General features: G+C 63.1%; 18 protein-coding genes. 13 read left to right on the top strand and 5 right to left on the bottom strand.

What is annotated here, in order from left to right; all coding sequences use genetic code 11:
• Positions 1-178: 178 nt before the first annotated feature.
• The 5 genes from F7O44_RS26955 to F7O44_RS26935 all read left to right on the top strand — a co-directional run bounded on the left by F7O44_RS26955 (position 179) and on the right by F7O44_RS26935 (position 5776).
• Positions 179-934: an HAD family hydrolase gene (locus F7O44_RS26955; RefSeq protein ID WP_162453432.1), complete on the top strand. Its 756-nt coding sequence runs from the start codon at positions 179-181 to the stop codon at positions 932-934.
• Complete coding sequence (locus F7O44_RS26950; RefSeq protein WP_162453431.1) at positions 924-3323, top strand: glycoside hydrolase family 65 protein; 2400 nt, start codon at positions 924-926, stop codon at positions 3321-3323. Before F7O44_RS26955 ends, F7O44_RS26950 begins: the two co-directional genes overlap by 11 nt.
• 477 nt (positions 3324-3800) lie before the next feature.
• Entirely contained in the window at positions 3801-4103 is a 303-nt protein-coding gene (locus F7O44_RS26945; protein WP_162453430.1) for a hypothetical protein, read from the top strand.
• Positions 4104-4350: 247 nt separating this feature from the next.
• On the top strand, positions 4351-5004 hold the full coding sequence (locus tag F7O44_RS26940; RefSeq protein WP_162453429.1) for a dihydrofolate reductase family protein: 654 nt from the start codon (positions 4351-4353) through the stop codon (positions 5002-5004).
• Between the two features lie 43 nt (positions 5005-5047).
• Entirely contained in the window at positions 5048-5776 is a 729-nt protein-coding gene (locus tag F7O44_RS26935) for a hypothetical protein (protein ID WP_162453428.1), read from the top strand.
• A gap of 145 nt (positions 5777-5921) precedes the next feature.
• On the opposite strand, the gene F7O44_RS26930 is transcribed toward F7O44_RS26935, so the two are convergent.
• Positions 5922-6107, bottom strand: a complete 186-nt coding sequence (locus tag F7O44_RS26930) for a helix-turn-helix transcriptional regulator (RefSeq protein WP_222851744.1) — start codon at positions 6105-6107, stop codon at positions 5922-5924.
• A gap of 224 nt (positions 6108-6331) precedes the next feature.
• Between F7O44_RS26930 and F7O44_RS26925 the strand changes: the two genes are divergently transcribed.
• The 8 genes from F7O44_RS26925 (at position 6332) to F7O44_RS26890 (ending at position 11718) form a co-directional block, all read left to right on the top strand.
• A complete protein-coding gene (locus F7O44_RS26925; RefSeq protein ID WP_162453427.1) occupies positions 6332-7135 on the top strand; it encodes a type IV toxin-antitoxin system AbiEi family antitoxin domain-containing protein in 804 nt (267 codons plus the stop codon).
• The gene (locus F7O44_RS26920) at positions 7132-8079 is read left to right on the top strand and encodes a nucleotidyl transferase AbiEii/AbiGii toxin family protein (RefSeq protein WP_162453426.1); all 948 of its coding nucleotides are present in this window, start codon (positions 7132-7134) and stop codon (positions 8077-8079) included. The genes F7O44_RS26925 and F7O44_RS26920 overlap by 4 nt, the downstream gene beginning before the upstream one ends.
• An 88-nt stretch (positions 8080-8167) precedes the next feature.
• Positions 8168-8932, top strand: a complete 765-nt coding sequence (locus tag F7O44_RS26915; protein WP_343073927.1) for a DUF4365 domain-containing protein — start codon at positions 8168-8170, stop codon at positions 8930-8932.
• A gap of 1264 nt (positions 8933-10196) precedes the next feature.
• Entirely contained in the window at positions 10197-10583 is a 387-nt protein-coding gene (locus tag F7O44_RS26910) for a hypothetical protein (protein ID WP_162453424.1), read from the top strand.
• Entirely contained in the window at positions 10580-10723 is a 144-nt protein-coding gene (locus F7O44_RS26905; RefSeq protein WP_162453423.1) for a hypothetical protein, read from the top strand. The genes F7O44_RS26910 and F7O44_RS26905 overlap by 4 nt, the downstream gene beginning before the upstream one ends.
• A complete protein-coding gene (locus F7O44_RS30740) occupies positions 10720-11007 on the top strand; it encodes a GntR family transcriptional regulator (RefSeq protein WP_162453422.1) in 288 nt (95 codons plus the stop codon). Before F7O44_RS26905 ends, F7O44_RS30740 begins: the two co-directional genes overlap by 4 nt.
• A 70-nt stretch (positions 11008-11077) precedes the next feature.
• Positions 11078-11287, top strand: a complete 210-nt coding sequence (locus tag F7O44_RS26895) for a hypothetical protein (RefSeq protein WP_162453421.1) — start codon at positions 11078-11080, stop codon at positions 11285-11287.
• Positions 11284-11718 carry a PIN domain-containing protein gene (locus F7O44_RS26890; protein WP_162453420.1) on the top strand — a complete coding sequence of 145 codons (435 nt, stop codon included), beginning with the start codon at positions 11284-11286 and terminating at the stop codon, positions 11716-11718. Before F7O44_RS26895 ends, F7O44_RS26890 begins: the two co-directional genes overlap by 4 nt.
• A gap of 1195 nt (positions 11719-12913) precedes the next feature.
• Here the strand turns inward: F7O44_RS26890 and F7O44_RS26885 are convergent.
• The 4 genes from F7O44_RS26885 to F7O44_RS26870 all read right to left on the bottom strand — a co-directional run bounded on the left by F7O44_RS26885 (position 12914) and on the right by F7O44_RS26870 (position 16399).
• Complete coding sequence (locus tag F7O44_RS26885) at positions 12914-13459, bottom strand: transposase (protein WP_162453419.1); 546 nt, start codon at positions 13457-13459, stop codon at positions 12914-12916.
• Positions 13460-13529: 70 nt separating this feature from the next.
• The gene (locus tag F7O44_RS26880) at positions 13530-15119 is read right to left on the bottom strand and encodes an IS1634 family transposase (RefSeq protein ID WP_174255995.1); all 1590 of its coding nucleotides are present in this window, start codon (positions 15117-15119) and stop codon (positions 13530-13532) included.
• Between the two features lie 117 nt (positions 15120-15236).
• A complete protein-coding gene (locus tag F7O44_RS26875) occupies positions 15237-15719 on the bottom strand; it encodes a hypothetical protein (protein ID WP_162453418.1) in 483 nt (160 codons plus the stop codon).
• Complete coding sequence (locus F7O44_RS26870; RefSeq protein WP_162453417.1) at positions 15713-16399, bottom strand: transposase; 687 nt, start codon at positions 16397-16399, stop codon at positions 15713-15715. Before F7O44_RS26870 ends, F7O44_RS26875 begins: the two co-directional genes overlap by 7 nt.
• Between the last annotated feature and the right edge of the window lie 121 nt (positions 16400-16520).

The raw sequence follows: 16520 nt of genomic DNA, 5'->3' as shown, positions 1-16520 counted from the left end.
GGCGCTCTAGTCAACGCCCGTCGCTCTGCGTGGACGTTCGGCGATGCTCCGCTCGGCATTGACGATGAGCGGATGGTCAGGCCTTGGGAGGACATGTACGTCGAACTGGTCGACGCGACGCGCGTCACATCGGGCCCGAGCTAGCGGAATCGCGCTGCCGAATCGCTACGATCGTCGGATGCTCAGCTTGCCGGAACACGTCAGAGCGTGCCTGTTCGATCTCGACGGAGTCTTGACCCCCACCGCCGTCGTACACAAAGCTGCCTGGGAGGAGACGTTCAACACGTTCCTCCGGACCCATGCGAAAGAGTCCGGGGAGCCGTTCGTTCCCTTCGACGCCGAGGACGACTACTACCGGTATGTGGACGGCATGGCTCGCGCCGACGGAGTACGCACGTTCCTCCAGTCACGCGAGATCACGCTGCCCGAAGGTTTTCCCGACGATCCGGGCAGCGCGGATACCGTGCACGGTCTTGGAAACCGGAAGAACGCCGTCCTGGTCGAGCGACTCCGCGAACAGGGCGTCGAACCATACCCCGGTTCGCTGGCGTACCTCCGGGAGACCGTCGAGGCCGGATTGAAGCGGGCGGTGGTCTCGGCCAGCGCCAACTGCCAGGAGGTAGTCGCCGCCGCCGGCCTCGAGGACCTCCTGGAGGTCCGCGTCGACGGCGTCGTCGCCCGCCAGGAAAAGCTGCGAGGCAAGCCGCACCCCGATACGTTTCTCCTCGCGGCGCAACGCCTCGGCGTCGAGCCGGAAAAGGCCGCGGTGTTCGAAGATGCCATCGCCGGCGTAGAGGCCGGCCGGGCCGGCAAGTTCGGCTACGTGGTCGGAGTCGACCGGGTAGGACAAGCCGACGCACTGCGCGCGGCTGGTGCAGACGTCGTGGTGAGTGATCTCGCCGAATTGCTGGATGGAGCCTCAGATGATTCGTGAACCCGGATACCCGTCGGATCCGTGGCACATCACCGAGACGGAGCTAGACCTCGAGGTCCTCGCCCAGTCCGAATCGGTGTTCGCCCTGTCCAACGGTCACATCGGGCTACGCGGCAATTTGGACGAAGGGGAGCCCCATGGGCTTCCTGGCAGCTACCTGAACTCGTTCTACGAACTCCGGCCGTTGCCGCACGCCGAGGCCGGCTACGGCTACCCGGAGCAAGGCCAGACGATCGTCAACGTCACCAACGGCAAGCTGATCAGGCTTCTGGTCGACGACGAGCCGTTCGACGTCCGCTATGGCGAGTTGCGCTCCCACCAGCGTGAACTCGACCTGCGTGCCGGGACGCTGGAGCGCAGCGTCGACTGGGTCTCTCCAGCCGGCCGCGCCGTCCGGGTGCACTCCACCCGTCTTGTCTCGTTCACCCACCGCGCGGTTGCTGCGATCTGCTACGAAGTGGAGCCGCTGGACGGCAAAGCCCGGCTGGTCGTCCAGTCTGGCCTGGTGGCCAACGAAGAACTCCCGGTGGCGAAGTCGGACCCTCGAGTGGCGGCGGTGCTGCGTGAGCCGTTGCAGTCCGAGCAGCATATCGCCAACGGCGAGGGTGGACTGCTGATCCACCACACCAAAGCCAGTGGCCTGCGTATGGCGGCCGGGATGACGCACGTCGTCGACAGCCCCAAGGACGTCGTGGTCAACACCGAGTCCTTCTCCGACTGGGTGCGCACCACGATCGCCTGTGTTCTCCGTCCCGGCCAGCGCCTGCGGGTGATCAAACTGATCGCCTACGGATGGTCGAGTCAGCGCTCCCTGCCCGCGCTGCGTGATCAGGTGGGCGCGGCCCTGGCCTCTGCCAAGCTCGCCGGCTGGGACGGCCTGCTCCAGGACCAGCGCGAGTATCTCGACGATTTCTGGGATGCCGGCGACGTGCGAGTGGAAGGCGACCCCGAGGTCCAGCAGGCCGTGCGCTTCGGGATGTTCCACGTGCTTCAGGCCGGTGCCCGCAACGAGATGCGTCCGATCGCCGCCAAAGGGCTCACCGGGCCGGGGTACGACGGCCACGTGTTCTGGGACACCGAGATGTTCGCCCTGCCGGTCCTCATCTACACCAAGCCACAGGCGGCGGTCGAGGTGCTGCGCTGGCGGCACGCCACGCTGGATCTCGCGCGAGAACGCGCTCGCACCCTGGGCCTGAAGGGCGCGGCATTCCCCTGGCGCACCATCCGGGGCCATGAGACATCGGGCTACTGGCCGGCAGGCACCGCGGCGTTCCACATCAGCGCCGGAATCGCCGACGCCACCATTCGCTACGTCCAGGCCACCGGCGACGAGGAGTTCGAACGGGAAGCCGGCGTGGAGTTGCTGGTGGAGACCGCCCGGCTGTGGCGCTCGCTCGGGCACTATGACCGGCACGGGGCGTTCCACATCGACGGCGTCACCGGTCCCGACGAATACTCGGCGATAGCCAACGACAACGTCTACACGAACCTCATGGCACAGCGGAACTTGCTGGGCGCCGCCGACGCCGTGGCCAGGCATAGCGACGTGGCCGCCGAACTCGGCGTCGAGCACAGCGAAGCTGAATCCTGGCGAGAAGCCGCGAACGCTCTGGTGATTCCTTACGACCACGAACTCGGTGTGCACCAGCAGTCAGAAGGCTTCACCCGGTTCCAGGAGTGGGACTTCGCCGGCACGAACCCCGAAGAGTATCCGCTGCTGCTCACCCACCCATACTTCGATCTCTACCGGCGCCAGGTGCTCAAGCAGGCCGACCTGGTTCTGGCTATGCACTGGCGTGGCGACATGTTCAGCCCCGACGAGAAAGCCCGGAATTTCCAGTACTACGAAGCCAGAACTACCCGGGACTCCTCACTTTCGGCTTGCACCCAGGCGGTGCTGGCGGCTGAGACGGGTCACCTGGAGCTCGCGTACGACTACCTGGGTGAAGCGGCTTTGACCGACCTGCACGACACCCACTCCAACACGCGTGACGGCGTACACCTCGCATCTCTCGCCGGGTCCTGGATCGCATTGGTCGCGGGCTTCGGCGGGATGCGCGATCACGACGGCATTCTGTCGTTTTCGCCCCGGCTGCCCGCCCGGCTCACTCGACTCGACTTCTCCTTGCTGTGGCGTGGGTTCAGGCTCCGCGTCAGCGTCGGCTCCGAGGACGTCACGTATTACCTGCGCGACGGCGACCACGAACCCGGCAAGCGCCTCGAACTCTTCCATCACGGCACGTCGGTCACCGTTGAGGAAGGGAGCCCGGCGACGCTTCCCATTCCCAGCGCGCCCCGTGCCGAATCGGAACCCGTGCAGCCGGTCGGTCGCGCCCCGGTCCGGAGGCATTCGGCCGTGACACCGGCGGACGTGTCGGTACAGCCGTAGCGGCCGAGCACTCAGATCAGCGAGAGCGCCGCTGATAGCACGAGACCGAATCGTGACGAGTTCCTTACCCGTCTGCCGTTGTGAACGGCTCCTTCCATTGCCAGTGTGAGTGGCTCATACACCGGCAACGGGAAGGGGCAGGCGTGGTCGTGGAACGAAGCAACCGCACGACAACCGCCACCGACCACTTCGAATCATCGACCAAACCTGCCGAGCAAGATCAACATGACGCCTACTGCCGAGTTTGCCTTCGTAGCGATGGCACCTTCGAACCGCTCGAGCACATGGGCCGGCAAGAAGCACGCTACATTTGCCCGGATTGCGCCGATGATCAGGACGGACTTGATTAACGTTGCAACCACCGGGCTGATACCGAACAGCCGACGTCGGTTCGCCTCGCACGGTAACCTTTGTCGCAAGAAGCGCATTCATCATGGTTCTCGAATATTGGCCCCGACCCGAGCGACGAGTGAGGCTATGACGGAGCAACCAATCCCCGGCGACGACCACGGCACCGGCCTGTCCTCGGACAGCACCGCACGCCAGCTCGCCGCCCTGGCGTTGGTCCGCCTGTGCATCCGGGACGAGCCCGCGCAGTTGTCCGTAGACCTCCTGACCAATGACGACGGCCGGGTCGACCTCGACGTCGTCCAGGAACTGGTCAACCTCGCAGCTAACCTCGCCCAGGCGCTCGCCGATTCGTCCGGACTCGACGCGGAGAGCATGCTCGACGAGCTGGTGCAGCACGTGGTCAACGACCGCGGCCACACTCAAGACTGATCAGCATGCCCGGGGGCACGCACCCCTGCTCGTCACATCCAGCACGCCCAGCGCATGCGCTTTGGCACGCTGAATCAGCGGACGCCCTAGCCCTCACCACCAATCCGGCCGAGCGAGAACTCCACCGGCCGACTGACGTGGCACTGAAACGAGAAAGGACGTCGAGAAGCGGTGCACGGCTCCGACGTACTAGTAAGGCCAAGCTCGCGTCGGCGTGATCTCGCGCCGAGTACTTCGGAGGACCGACATGAATCAGGACAACCATCGACGGACTGTTGCTGCCAACATCTCCCTATCCCTGGACGGCCGGATCAACGGCGCTACCGGCAAAGACGATATGAGCTGGATCGTTCCGCACGCAGTGACTGATGTAGCCCGCGACACGATGGTCCGGCAAACGGAGACGGCGACGACGGTCCTCCTGGGCCGGAAGAACTACGAAGGTTTCTCGTCCTACTGGCCAGCCGTCGCTACGGACGAAAGCGCCGAACCGCGCGACCGCAGGTACGCCCAGTGGCTCGATTCGGTCGAAAAGGTGGTCTTCTCCGCGACCCTGACTGACGTTTCCTGGACAAACGCGCGCCTCGCCGACGCCGACCCCGTCACCGAGGCACGCCGACTCAGGGACGAGCCGGGCGGAGACATCGTCGTGCAGAACAGCAGCAGCGTCATCCGCGCCCTACTCGAGGCGGACGAGATCGACAGGTTGATCATCACTCAATGCCCGGAACTGGTCGGCGCGGGTGCGCATTTGTTCAGCGACGGCAACCCGGCGACATCCTGGTCACTCACCTCCGTGACACCGTCGGAGACCGGCGCGCTGAGCGTCGTCTATGACCGAAAGCGCGAGCAGGAGGAGGAGGTGCCGCGTCGACTGCCACCCACGTCGGCGGGCCGATAAGTTTGGCGGCCAGCATTCGGGCGTGGGAACCAGGTGGGTACAGATGAACGACAACGGGCCGCGCCCGCTTTGCACAATCCTCACGCTCACGGCCGCCGCGCTGATACTCACGGCATGTAGCGACGACACACAGCTGGGAACAGAACCCCTTTCCGCGACAAGCCCGACCGAAGTCGCGGCGCCCAATCGGTCCAGCGAGGCGACTAGCGCGGCACCCTCAGCCGAAGCGACGGCAACTACCGAACCCGTCGATGAACAGGCCGCCGAGCAAGAGATCGAAGCAGCGTTCGAAGACCTCATCACCAAGATGGACCACTACTACGCCAACGCCTTCGAGATGGCCGGTGCTGAGCATGAGCTTTGGGGGCACGAGATAATGGACGACTGGCCGCTGACGCAGCTCGGTGTCGGCGAGCTCGAACTCGACGTTTACGGATGGCCGCTCTATGAGGCAGAACAAGTCGGCGAAACGATCATTCTCAGCCACGAAGTGGTTAAGTTCGAAACCATCCGCTCGCTCGATACGGCCACGTCAACAGGTTGCGTTGATCTAGGTGAGTTGGAGTATGTCAACAGTGACGGCGACCCGGTCGAGATCCCGCAGTTTGCGATTAGTACAAACAGGTGGTGGATGATCTGGCACTACATCGAGGACGACAGCAATGGCCCCTGGCTCCTCGCAGCGGTGCGAGGCGCTACCCGACGAGAGCTGCTAGTGCCTCGCCGGGAAAGGCTGACCTTCGACCAAGCGTGCCCAATCAGCATTGAATAGCGCTGGCTCGGCGAGCTGAGCTGCATCGATCAGGACGCCAACCGCTGAGCACCGTTGGCTACTTCGAGTCAGTCTGTGGTCGTAATATGGTCAAACTTGATCTTCTATGCCTTTCGAGCCCGCGCCGAGTCGGCGTAGGCGCAACTTAGGCTGCACCCTCAGCCCGAGCCGTCACGACGAGGGCTTCGACGTCTTCGCGGGCGTACAAGACGCGGCGACCACCCGCGCGGAAACTCTTGGGCCCCTTGCCGACGTACCGCCAATACCGAACGGTCTCGGCCGGCACACGCAATAGCTCCCCCGCCTCGGCTGTGGCCATGTACTCGTTCACGACCGTTCCCCCTCCTAGGGTGTCCTCACCCAGGTAGGGAGCCACCGCACCGCGCACAACAACAGCGACTCAGCCCACCGCCTGACGCTTGTCACCTCGACATGAGAATAAGCCACTGTCAACGGCGCGGTGCAAGTATCCATATCTGCAACCTGCCCATCTACCTTGACAGTACTGTCATTCTCTGTAGTGTAGATACTGTTCTAGTAACTTATGAGGCCAGCATGACAGTTCCTTCTCGGTCGCTCTCCAAGGGTATGGCCCGAATCGTCGCTGAGCTGGAGTTGCGCCAGCCGACGCTGGTAACCGTCGAAGAACTGACCGAACTGGCCCAGGAAGTCGGGCTGAGAACACCAGCGAAGGTGCTCGCAGCACGGCTGCGGGCCACAGGCTGGCTGCTACCAACCGCGCAGCGCGGCGTGTACGAGTTTGCTCCCGGCTCACATGCCGGGCCATACGGTCACGGTGACCCGTTCATCGACCTTCGCGCGAGCCTACGCACGGGACATCAGCCGATCACGGTGGCACTGCAGAGCGCGTTATGGCTGCACGGGCTCGCCGAGAGGGCGCCCGACCGACACGAAGTCGCCGTCCCCGCCGGCACCACCGTCTCGGACGCGATCAGAGACCGGATGCGCGTCGTACGGTTCTCCCCCCGGCTACCTCCAGCCGACGTAGAGCGACTACCCGTCCACCAGCCACCCACCATCCTGGTCCACCTCGCCACCAAACCCGGCGACATCCGCGGCTGGCATACGTTCGCCGAAGCGCTGCCAGAACTCGTCAGCCGCAGCTCAGCCGAAGATCTGAACCGTGAGCTACACCAACGCCCCAGCGCGGCCCGGGCCCGGTTGGCCTACCTGCTCAGCGGTGTCGCACCCCAGATCGCCGACCAACTCCAACCCACCCGGCCACCCACCGTCACGTGGTTCGGCGCTTCACGCACCACCCGCCGCTTCGACAAACGCTTCAACATCGCCGACGACCTCCTCCCCTTCGACCCCCGCACCATCAGCGAGGCAGCATGAACGCTCTGACCGCGGGCTGGCTCGCCCGGCACACCCCACCCGGAGCCGGCGGACGCTACGCCGCCCTCATCGACATCGCCCAAGACCTACTCCTCGCGCACCTGGCCGAACGAGGCATGTTCGACCACCTCGTATTCAAAGGCGGCACGGCCCTTCGCAAGCTCTACGCCGGCAACGCCGGACGCTTCTCCACCGACCTCGACTTCTCCGTCCGCGACCCCGACGACGACCCAAACGCCGTCGCCGAACTGCTGCGAGCCGAGATCGACGGAAAGCAGATCAACGGCTTCACCTACCACGTCATCGACCGCCGCGGCCGAGCACACGTCCACTACGAAACACCATTCGGCGCCGTCGGCAACCTCACCACCAAACTCGACATCGGACCAGCCCCCTGGCTGCCTCCTCAGGAACGCGACTGGGTGCCGCTGCCCATCCACCGCGCATACGCCCTGCCCGACAGCCTCCCGGTTATGGCCCTCGAAGAGAACATGGCCGAAAAGATCGCCCGGCTCTCCCGCCGGACCCCGGCACGCGACGTCTACGACCTGGTCTGGATCGCCACCACCAGCCCGCACTCCAGCTTCGACCGCGACACCGTCCGCCGCCTGGCCATCCTCAAGACCTGGGTCGACCAGTACGGCCTGTCATCACCACCAACGACCTGGCCACCAGTCACCGCCGCCGTGGACTACCACCCAGCACTCTGGAAGACCATCCGACCCGCGGCCGACTACGACGAAGACAGCATCGGCCTGCTCGCCATCCCCGCCCCCAGCCTGGACGAACTCAGCACCCAACTCCGCAACCACTACGACTTTCTCGCCGAACCCGACGACACCGAACAACGCATCATCACCAGCAACGCCAACGGCCGCAGGCTCGTCCTCTCCTCGCTCACCCAACTCCCCGGCACCCGCTTCGCCAACCGCCCGATCTACTAACCACGAGGCGTCGAAGGTTGCGCATCCTCTGACCAGGAGGCGCATCCAGCGGGGCGAATTCTGCCCCAACGACATCGGCAGACAGTTAATGCGCCGAAAGCGAGCCACCCCAAGGAAACTGACCTCACCCGCGCAGGCTGTGGCCCGGAGACAGACTCGCACCCACCGTGTCGTTCGCGGCGAAATGACGCAGGCCCCGTTCATTAAACGAAACTTGACTCGTGCTCCCCGGGTAGCTAGCGACCTGGCGGTGCGATCTGATTGGCCCATGTCGGAACTTCCGAGGGTCCTCACGACATCAACAACAGAACGGTTCGGGGTCAACCACGTCGAGCGCCATGTCATCAAGTCTGGGTGCATGTGGCGCGAGCTGACGACGCACGACGTCGGGATAGACGGACACATCGAATACGTCTACGACGACCTAACCACGGGGCACTCCGTGGCTGTCCAGATCAAGTCAGGCACGTCGTACCTCGAGGACGGACCGGAGGGCTTCTTCCAGTTCACGCCAACCGCGAAACACCGGTCATATTGGGAGCGCTCGGCATACCCGGTCATTCTGGCTTTGGTTGACCCGGACGCCGAGGTGGCCTACTGGGGCGATGCGCGAGCTGCGCTGCGCTGTGGTCACACCAACTACCTGCCCTACGGTTACGGGATTGAGTACGACTTCTTCCTCTGGAACGAAGATTTCGGGTCCGTGTGGCCCGGCCGACCCATAACGTGCCACCCTGACAACGACGACCGATTCTGGGCCAATAAGGCACCCGACTCAATCCTGGACGAGTTCTGGGGACCACCATGGCGGCTCTCCAATGTGCCGGATGCACTCGCACCCTTTTTCGACTAGGCGGACGCTACCGATCCATGCAACTCCCGGAATTTTGGTTTCGGGACACCATATCCCCAGCACCTAGTAAGGAACCAAGACAACCCGTTTACCGGAGGCTGGACGTACTGGTTTGAGATGAGCACGGTCCCGGGAATTGAAGAAGCGTCTCCCATTTCCCTGAGCCTGCAAACTGTATACGATAATTGCATTGACTTTCCAGAGACCCCTCCATCCGCGACGCAATTTCGCACCGCATGGGCCTAACCGAAGTAGAGCGTTCGGCAAGAAATCTTACATTGGCCTGGGCCTGGGCCTCGGCCTCGGCCAGACCGCACCAGCTTGCATGTGGCGGTACCGAGGAGACGAAACTATCTACCGAGCCGAGGTCGGCGACCCACTGTACCCAGAGTATCCAGAATGCGTGACAATCTGCCTTAGGCTAAAGCCTCATCATCTTCGCTCTTCCTGTTTCCGATCTGCACAGCGAGCCACGATGACGACAGTACCGCGCCAATTAGAGTAGCAGCGGAAACCAAAGACGATGAGTTCGTCAAACGGACTTCTACGAGACCAGCCGAGCTCGATTCAATCTGACATGTCCCGTCGTAGGAGTATTTCGCTGGCCCGAACGCTGACAGTTCGGTGCAGTCACGATCAGTCGACAACTGACCGAAGATCAGATTCCCGGCGAACACCAATAGACACAGGAGCAACATAACGGCCGAAATAGCTGAAAGGACGTATCTCACAGATACTCATCTCAACTCTTGGCTACAGCCACTATTATTGTGACTTGGGCCATTTTCGACCCAATCCACAATAATAGCAGCGCAGCGCGGTGGGGATTGCGCGCTTCACGGCCTACCGACCAGAGTGGCTTAGCCTTGTTTGAGGTCGCTCATGTAGAGTCCCGCCCACGCTCGCTCACGCCGGCATCCTGCGCCATCGACGCTAGTCACGATCGCCGGGAAACGGACTCATCGCGGGACCGGACGAGCGTTGACCACGGACCACGGCAAAACGTGCGAATCGGGACCATCTCGACCGAAACATCCGATCGAGCCACGTCGACAAGCCGATGATTCGAGTCCGAAAACGCCACTGTCCCGATTCTCGATAAGTCGCACTCCCACCTAGATCACGACATGCCGACGAAGGCGACGTGTGTCCGATCAGCACCTCGAACTCGGCACTTCATGGCTCTAGCCTCGATTTTTCGCGTGGTTGGCAGGCTGACGCTGCGCGGCCGGTGATTCGTTTTTGATCTTGCTGTTTTGGGTGCGTGGGTGGCCTCGTGTGCCGGCTGTCGGTCCGGTGGCCGTGGGCCAGTCAACCTCGCATCGACGTTCACGCGCGGCTGCTCTCCCAAGCCGCACGCCTAGCCCGCCACGCGCTGGCATCGGCGGTCGGTGTCCAGCCTGCCCGGGTCACCGTCCACCTCCACCCGGTCCTGCCTCACCAGGTCCAGGAGCATCTGACCCGCGCGTTCCGGTTGCGCCAAGCTTCGGCTACCTGTACCCGGCGAGCGGCCGCTGAGTACCGAGCCGCTGCTCAGCGGTTGGCGGACTATGGATTGTCATTGCGGGACATCGGCACCGTCCTCGGCATCTCGCATCAGCGCGTGCACCAGCTCATCACTGGTTCGGCGAATGGCGGTGACGCCCGATGACTGAGGAACAGCTTCGCGCCGCCGTTGAACGGATCGGCGAAGCAGCAACCGACGTGCACAACACGCTGACCGTCCTCGACCGGCAGATCATGCGCCTAGAGATCGCTCTGTCGATGCAGGATGACGGTGAACAGCCGTGAGCGGGGAACCACGCGGCACGGTCGAGCCGTTCAGTCGGGATGACGATGAACCGGGGTACTTATACCGGCAGGTAGCCGACCACATCGAGGCTCGCATCTTGGCCGGTGAACTGCCTACAGGATCTCGACTGCCGGGAGAGCGTGATCTAGCCGTCGAATATGGCGTCTCCATTGGGACGGTGCGACGCGCCACCGAAGTTCTCAGGGAACAGGGGCAGGTGGTCACGTTGCCTGCCAAGGGCTCGTTCATCACGCTGACCAGGGCCGTTGAACCGGGGGGATAAGGCGGCGTCGCGTCCCGCACCAACGGCCGAATCGTGGCACCAGGAAGGGAGATTGATGCACACTGTGTATGTGACCAAGAAGGAACAACTCCTTGAGCTGGTCGACGAGCTTGGTGACAAGCAGGTCGACGAGCTGCTTCAGTACGCCTCCAAGCTCGCGAGCCAAAAGACGTCCAAGCGCAAGGAGCCATCGTGGTTCGGTGGAATGCGTTCCGGCCGAGGCGACCTGTCCGAGCGGCATGAAGAGATCTTGAAGTCCGAACTCGGCCGCCAAGCGTGATCGTCGTTGACACCGGGGTGCTGGTCGCCCTGCTCGATGCCGACGACCAGCACCACCAACGCTGCCGAGACTGGTACATCGAAGCGCAAGGTCCGTTGATCGTGCCGACGCCAGTCATGGTTGAGACGTGCTACTTCGTCGAACGCGACTCCAGCCCAGAACTGGAGGCCAACTTCCTGCGCTCGTTCGACGACGGCGGCAGCGCGTCACCCGAAGAACAGCCGTTCTTTCTCGCCCAGATCGAGCCTGCCGACCGAAAGCGCATGGCGGAGCTCATCGAGCAGTATGCGGACTTCCCTCTTGGCGCGGTGGATGCTTCGGTCATCGCCGTTGCTGAACGGCTGAACGTCGCCGAGGTGGCCACCATCGACCACCGTCACTTCACCGTCGTCCGCCCACGCCATACCAAGACCTTCACTCTCTTGCCCTGACGTGCCGGAACCCACGTAAACAGGTCGATTCGCTGGCCGACACCGCGTGCCCACTCTTCACCGTTCCCTCATAGCCGCCATCCATCGGCCGAAGCGAAGCGGGTCAAGGGTCGGCATGGCCGATCACGAAGTGACGCGAGCTTGCGAGCGCCCTTGACGCGCGCACAGCGCAGGCCGAAGAATAGCCGCGATGAGGGGAGCGCGACTCATCATGACCCCACCCACATGAGGTCTAGCAGCACGAGAAACAACGCCTCGCCTTCCGAGATCCCAAAGATGAGACAGTAACCACTTGGCATCAAGGCAGCCCTGACGGCATGACTGGGCTCAACCATTTTTACGAACGGAGCACGGCTGTGGCACTCAAGCGTCTCAGGGAGTCTCGTATCGTTGAAGTTCGACCCGTCAAACTTTGGCTTGATGATCTCGAAGAAATCTATCGGGTCCTTAGCAAGGATGGGTCAGACAAAGTTGTTATCGAGGTTGATGGCAACGAGGCTTCGCACATCGAGGACTTATCTGCGCTCGTTAACCCACGGATCGTGCGACTCGAGCTCGTTCGGAAAGATCCCCCCAAGCCCCGACTAACTCTTGAAATAACAAGTTACCTACAGCGCCTTATGGTGACAAATGGTGACGATGAGGCGCTCGGTGTCCTAGGGCGATTAGAAGAACTCCTGAAAAAGAAGTCCCGACCTTTAACTAGAATTCGCCTATTCCATCCAATATTTGTTGGCTACTTGGCTGCTATCCCTGTAGCTGGCTTCTTTGCGCTCCTTTTGGCCCATTGGCAACCAGGTTTGGTGATTCTGTCCTTAGTTCCACTAGCTGGTATCACCTGGCTAGTATCCGATAGGATTGGCAAGTCGATAGTAATAGCGAGGCGCCGTGCTGACGCACCAAGCTACTGGGAACGAAATAGAGACCAGTTGACGCTTCAGATCGTTTCGGCACTACTCGCTGGCGTCGTAGGCTTCGCGATTGGGAAACTGACATAAAGCAACAAGTTAACCTCGATTTTTCGCGTGGTTGGCAGGCTGACGCTGCGCGGCCGGTGATTCGTTTTTGATCTTGCTGTTTTGGGTGCGTGGGTGGCCTCGTGTGCCGGCTGTCGGTCCGGTGGCCGTGGGCTCTCATCGCACCCAGCGTGCGGGTGTCCTCCTCTCGATTGATCGCAGGGACGTGTTGGTGCTGGTCATCCGGGTGCGGGGAGCACTTGGATTCGGTGGATCGCGCGGACGAGGTCGGTCGTCCAGGGCCAGGTCTGGTCGATCTCGAGGCGGCGTCGGCGGGCACCGCGGACGAGTTTGGCGGCGACGTGCAGCAGCCGGTGACGGATGGTGTCGGGCTCGGCCTTGGCGAGCTCGCCGTCGAGGCCGAGCTGGGCGAGCCAGGCGAGCAGGGTCTGCGCCAGCGCGGAGGCGGTCATCCAGGCCTTGTTGCGGTCGAAGCCGTGGGAGGGGAGCCGGGTCAGCCCCATGCTCTTGGCGCATCTGATGCGATCTTCCACGCGAGCGTGGGAACGGTCCAGGGCGTCGAGGTAGGCCAGGTTGTTCAGCACCCGGTTGGCGTGTCCGGACGGCAGGCTGCGGGGAATGTTGGTCGCGAAGAGGTGGAACCGCCAGCCGGCGTGTTGTTCGAACAGCGACAGCTGGGCGCCGGGGTGCGCACGCTCGCGGCGGGCGATGACCCGCAGGTCGGCTGGCCAGTCCTTCAGGCCGTGTGGTCCGGTGCGGATCAAGTCGGTGATGTCGGCGATCTGCGCGGCGGGGGTGATCCGGGCGTGCTCGTCCTGAGTTCACCCATTGGCTTTAGTGACCATTGATCGCTTCCAGTAGTTCCTTGGCGCGGTCGGGTAGCTTTGGCGGTAGAACGAGCTGTTCACCGTTGATCTCGACCTTGGCTGAACGCACCGGTCGTAGCGTCTGCACGATCTTCTTGATGGACATGCCGGCGCGTTCCTGCAGGTGTCGGCTGAGGGCAAGAGCGGCGAACACGACCGTGAGGTGCGCCTCGATCGCTTCACGTTGCCGGTGGAACACCGGGCGGGCGCGTAGGTCGTTCTTGGTCATCCGGAACGACGCTTCGACCTGCCACAAGTCGTGATAAGCCGCGATCACGGCCGCACCATCCATGGCTTCAACAGACAGGTTTGTTACGTAGCCCTTCAGCCCAGCAAGCTGACGTGCACGATCAATGGTGGCCTGATCGAGCTCTTTCGTGGCGCCGGTGACCTTCAGGAACCGGGTCTTCTTCAACGGGGCCTGCCCGGTGGCGATCTTCTCAGCTTTCTCAATCATCTTGTTGATGTTGCGGTCGTCTCGCTTCTGGCGCTTGAACGACCACTGGTAGACGATCCGCCTCGAGCGGGCCGCGCTCCCGGTGCCCATCACCCGGTTCGATTCGAGGACCTGGCTGTCGGTGAAGTAGTTCCCGTGGCGTTCGAAGTGCTCGGCCAAATCGTAGGGCGCCTTGGTCAGCCGGGAGCCGACGATGAAGGAGAACCCGGCGTCCTCCAACGCGTTCAGATTCGACGCGGACAGCATGCCGGCGTCGGCGACCACGACCATGTCGGTCACGCCGTGGCGTTGCTGGAACTGCGTCAGGACGGGGATGAGGGTGGTGGTCTCTGCCTTGTTCCCTTCGAACAGGTGCACCTCCAACGGGAACCCACCGGGGTCGACCAACAGGCCAACCTGCGCTTGCGGGTCCACCCGGTGTTCCTTGCTCATCCCGACCCGACGCAGGTCGTCCTCATCAGCATTCTCGAAGTGAAGCGTCGTGCAGTCGTACATGATCAATGCTGATGTGCCCGTGGTGCGCACCGAATGGGCAAGTGCGGCCGTGGCGAGTTGGCCACGATAGTCCCGTTCCTGACAGCGCTTCAGACATCGATAGATCGTGTTCAACCCAGGGGCTGCGACGCCGATCTCGTCCAGGACACGGATCGTGTCGGCCTTCGAGGTCGGTTCAACAATCCGCCCGAGCACAAGGTCACGGAAGACCTCATCTCCGAGGACATCGAACCCCAACTGGGCGTAGGCGCCGGTGAGGACGTCCCAAAGAATCAACGCTTCGGTGCCCACGACCTGGCCGCCACCAGCGACCATCGCAGGCCGACCATAAGAAGCCTCGACCGCGCCACCGAGCTCGGTGCTGGTAGTCCAGTCGGCGACATCATCGACACGTTCGCACCGGCGTTCCAGTGGACCCAAGTCAAGGGTCTCCTGGCCAGGCGAAAGGTGTTCTCTGGCGGTTTGGACCAGCAGAGCGAGTTCAGCATCAGTGTGGGCCGAGCCGATGTGATCGACGTCAACGACCACGCGTCCCTGCCGGGTAACAATCTGAACCGCCACAGCACCGGAGGCGGTGCGGACCTTGCGCACGAATCGGGACGCCACCTGCCCCAGGCTACCGACACCACCAACCCTTTTTAGTGACCATCCCACCACTCAGAACACCGCGAACCCACAGGTCACAGACCTACCGAACCGTCAATCACGCAACGGTGGGTGAAGTCAGGCGTGGGAACGGTCCAGGGCGTCGAGGTAGGCCAGGTTGTTCAGCACCCGGTTGGCGTGTCCGGACGGCAGGCTGCGGGGAATGTTGGTCGCGAAGAGGTGGAACCGCCAGCCGGCGTGTTGTTCGAACAGCGACAGCTGGGCGCCGGGGTGCGCACGCTCGCGGCGGGCGATGACCCGCAGGTCGGCTGGCCAGTCCTTCAGGCCGTGTGGTCCGGTGCGGATCAAGTCGGTGATGTCGGCGATCTGCGCGGCGGGGGTGATCCGGGCGTGCTCGTCGCGGCTGGTGCGCAGTTTGCCGCAGGTGTCGATCGCGGTCTGCCACACCTTCTCGGGCACCAGGGTGATCGCGTCGCGTTCGCGCTGTGTGAGGTCCCAGCCGACGGTGTACCACAGTTGCCGGCCCGGACGCTTCGCGAGCTGGTCGAGGTGGTCGATCAGATCGTGGGAGGAGCCGGCCCCGTCGACGCTGATCAGCAACCGGCGGCGGTGCTGGCCGGGACCGCGGCGATCGCGGCGTCGACGACCTCAACGTGGTCCTTGGCGGTGTTCGAGCCGGCATTGCCAGGGCGCAGCATCTGCGCCAACGGCTCACGGGTGTTGTCGCAGTATCCCAGCAGCGGGTGATACCCGTATCCGGCCTTCCATGTCCCTCTGGCCTGCTCTTTCTCCGAATGCACGTCACCGAGCGTGGCGTCGATACGGATCCCCACCATCCCGCGGACTTCCCGGTCCGCGATCCGGATCGGCGGCAACTCACCGTGCCTGCCGACGATGAGATCCCACACGTGAGCGCGGGTCTTGTTCACCGCCCGAGTGACCTTCTTCTCGCCGGGCTCACCAGCGGCGGCGATCTCGTCCAGACACCGCCACGCGGTCGGCACGGACGCGACCGGACCGTACAGCTCTTCGGACTCGCCCATCGCGGCGATCCCGGAGATGATCTGAGACCCGTCGGCGATGCTCACCGCCATGTCAGAGAGCACCCGACCCCGGGCATGCACCAGCATCCTGGGGCTGGCCAGCGCCTTCGACAAACCCTGAGTAAGTCCGACCTGGTCAGACAGCATCCGCAATGCCGACGTGCCCGCATGCGACACGAGGTTTCTCCCGGTGCCGGTGACCACCAGATCACCGAACCAGCCGGTATGCTCAACCATACGAAAAGTGCTCCATTCGAGCCGGGCGAACAAGACTTAGACACTCTCATTCTCCCTGCTCAGGAGCACTTTTCGTCTTACTGACACACCCTCACCCCAAGATCACCGTGAAAAGACAGGG

Source organism: Phytoactinopolyspora mesophila, assembly GCF_010122465.1.
Taxonomy (GTDB): domain Bacteria; phylum Actinomycetota; class Actinomycetes; order Jiangellales; family Jiangellaceae; genus Phytoactinopolyspora; species Phytoactinopolyspora mesophila.
This window is presented reverse-complemented; position numbering and strand designations above follow the sequence as displayed.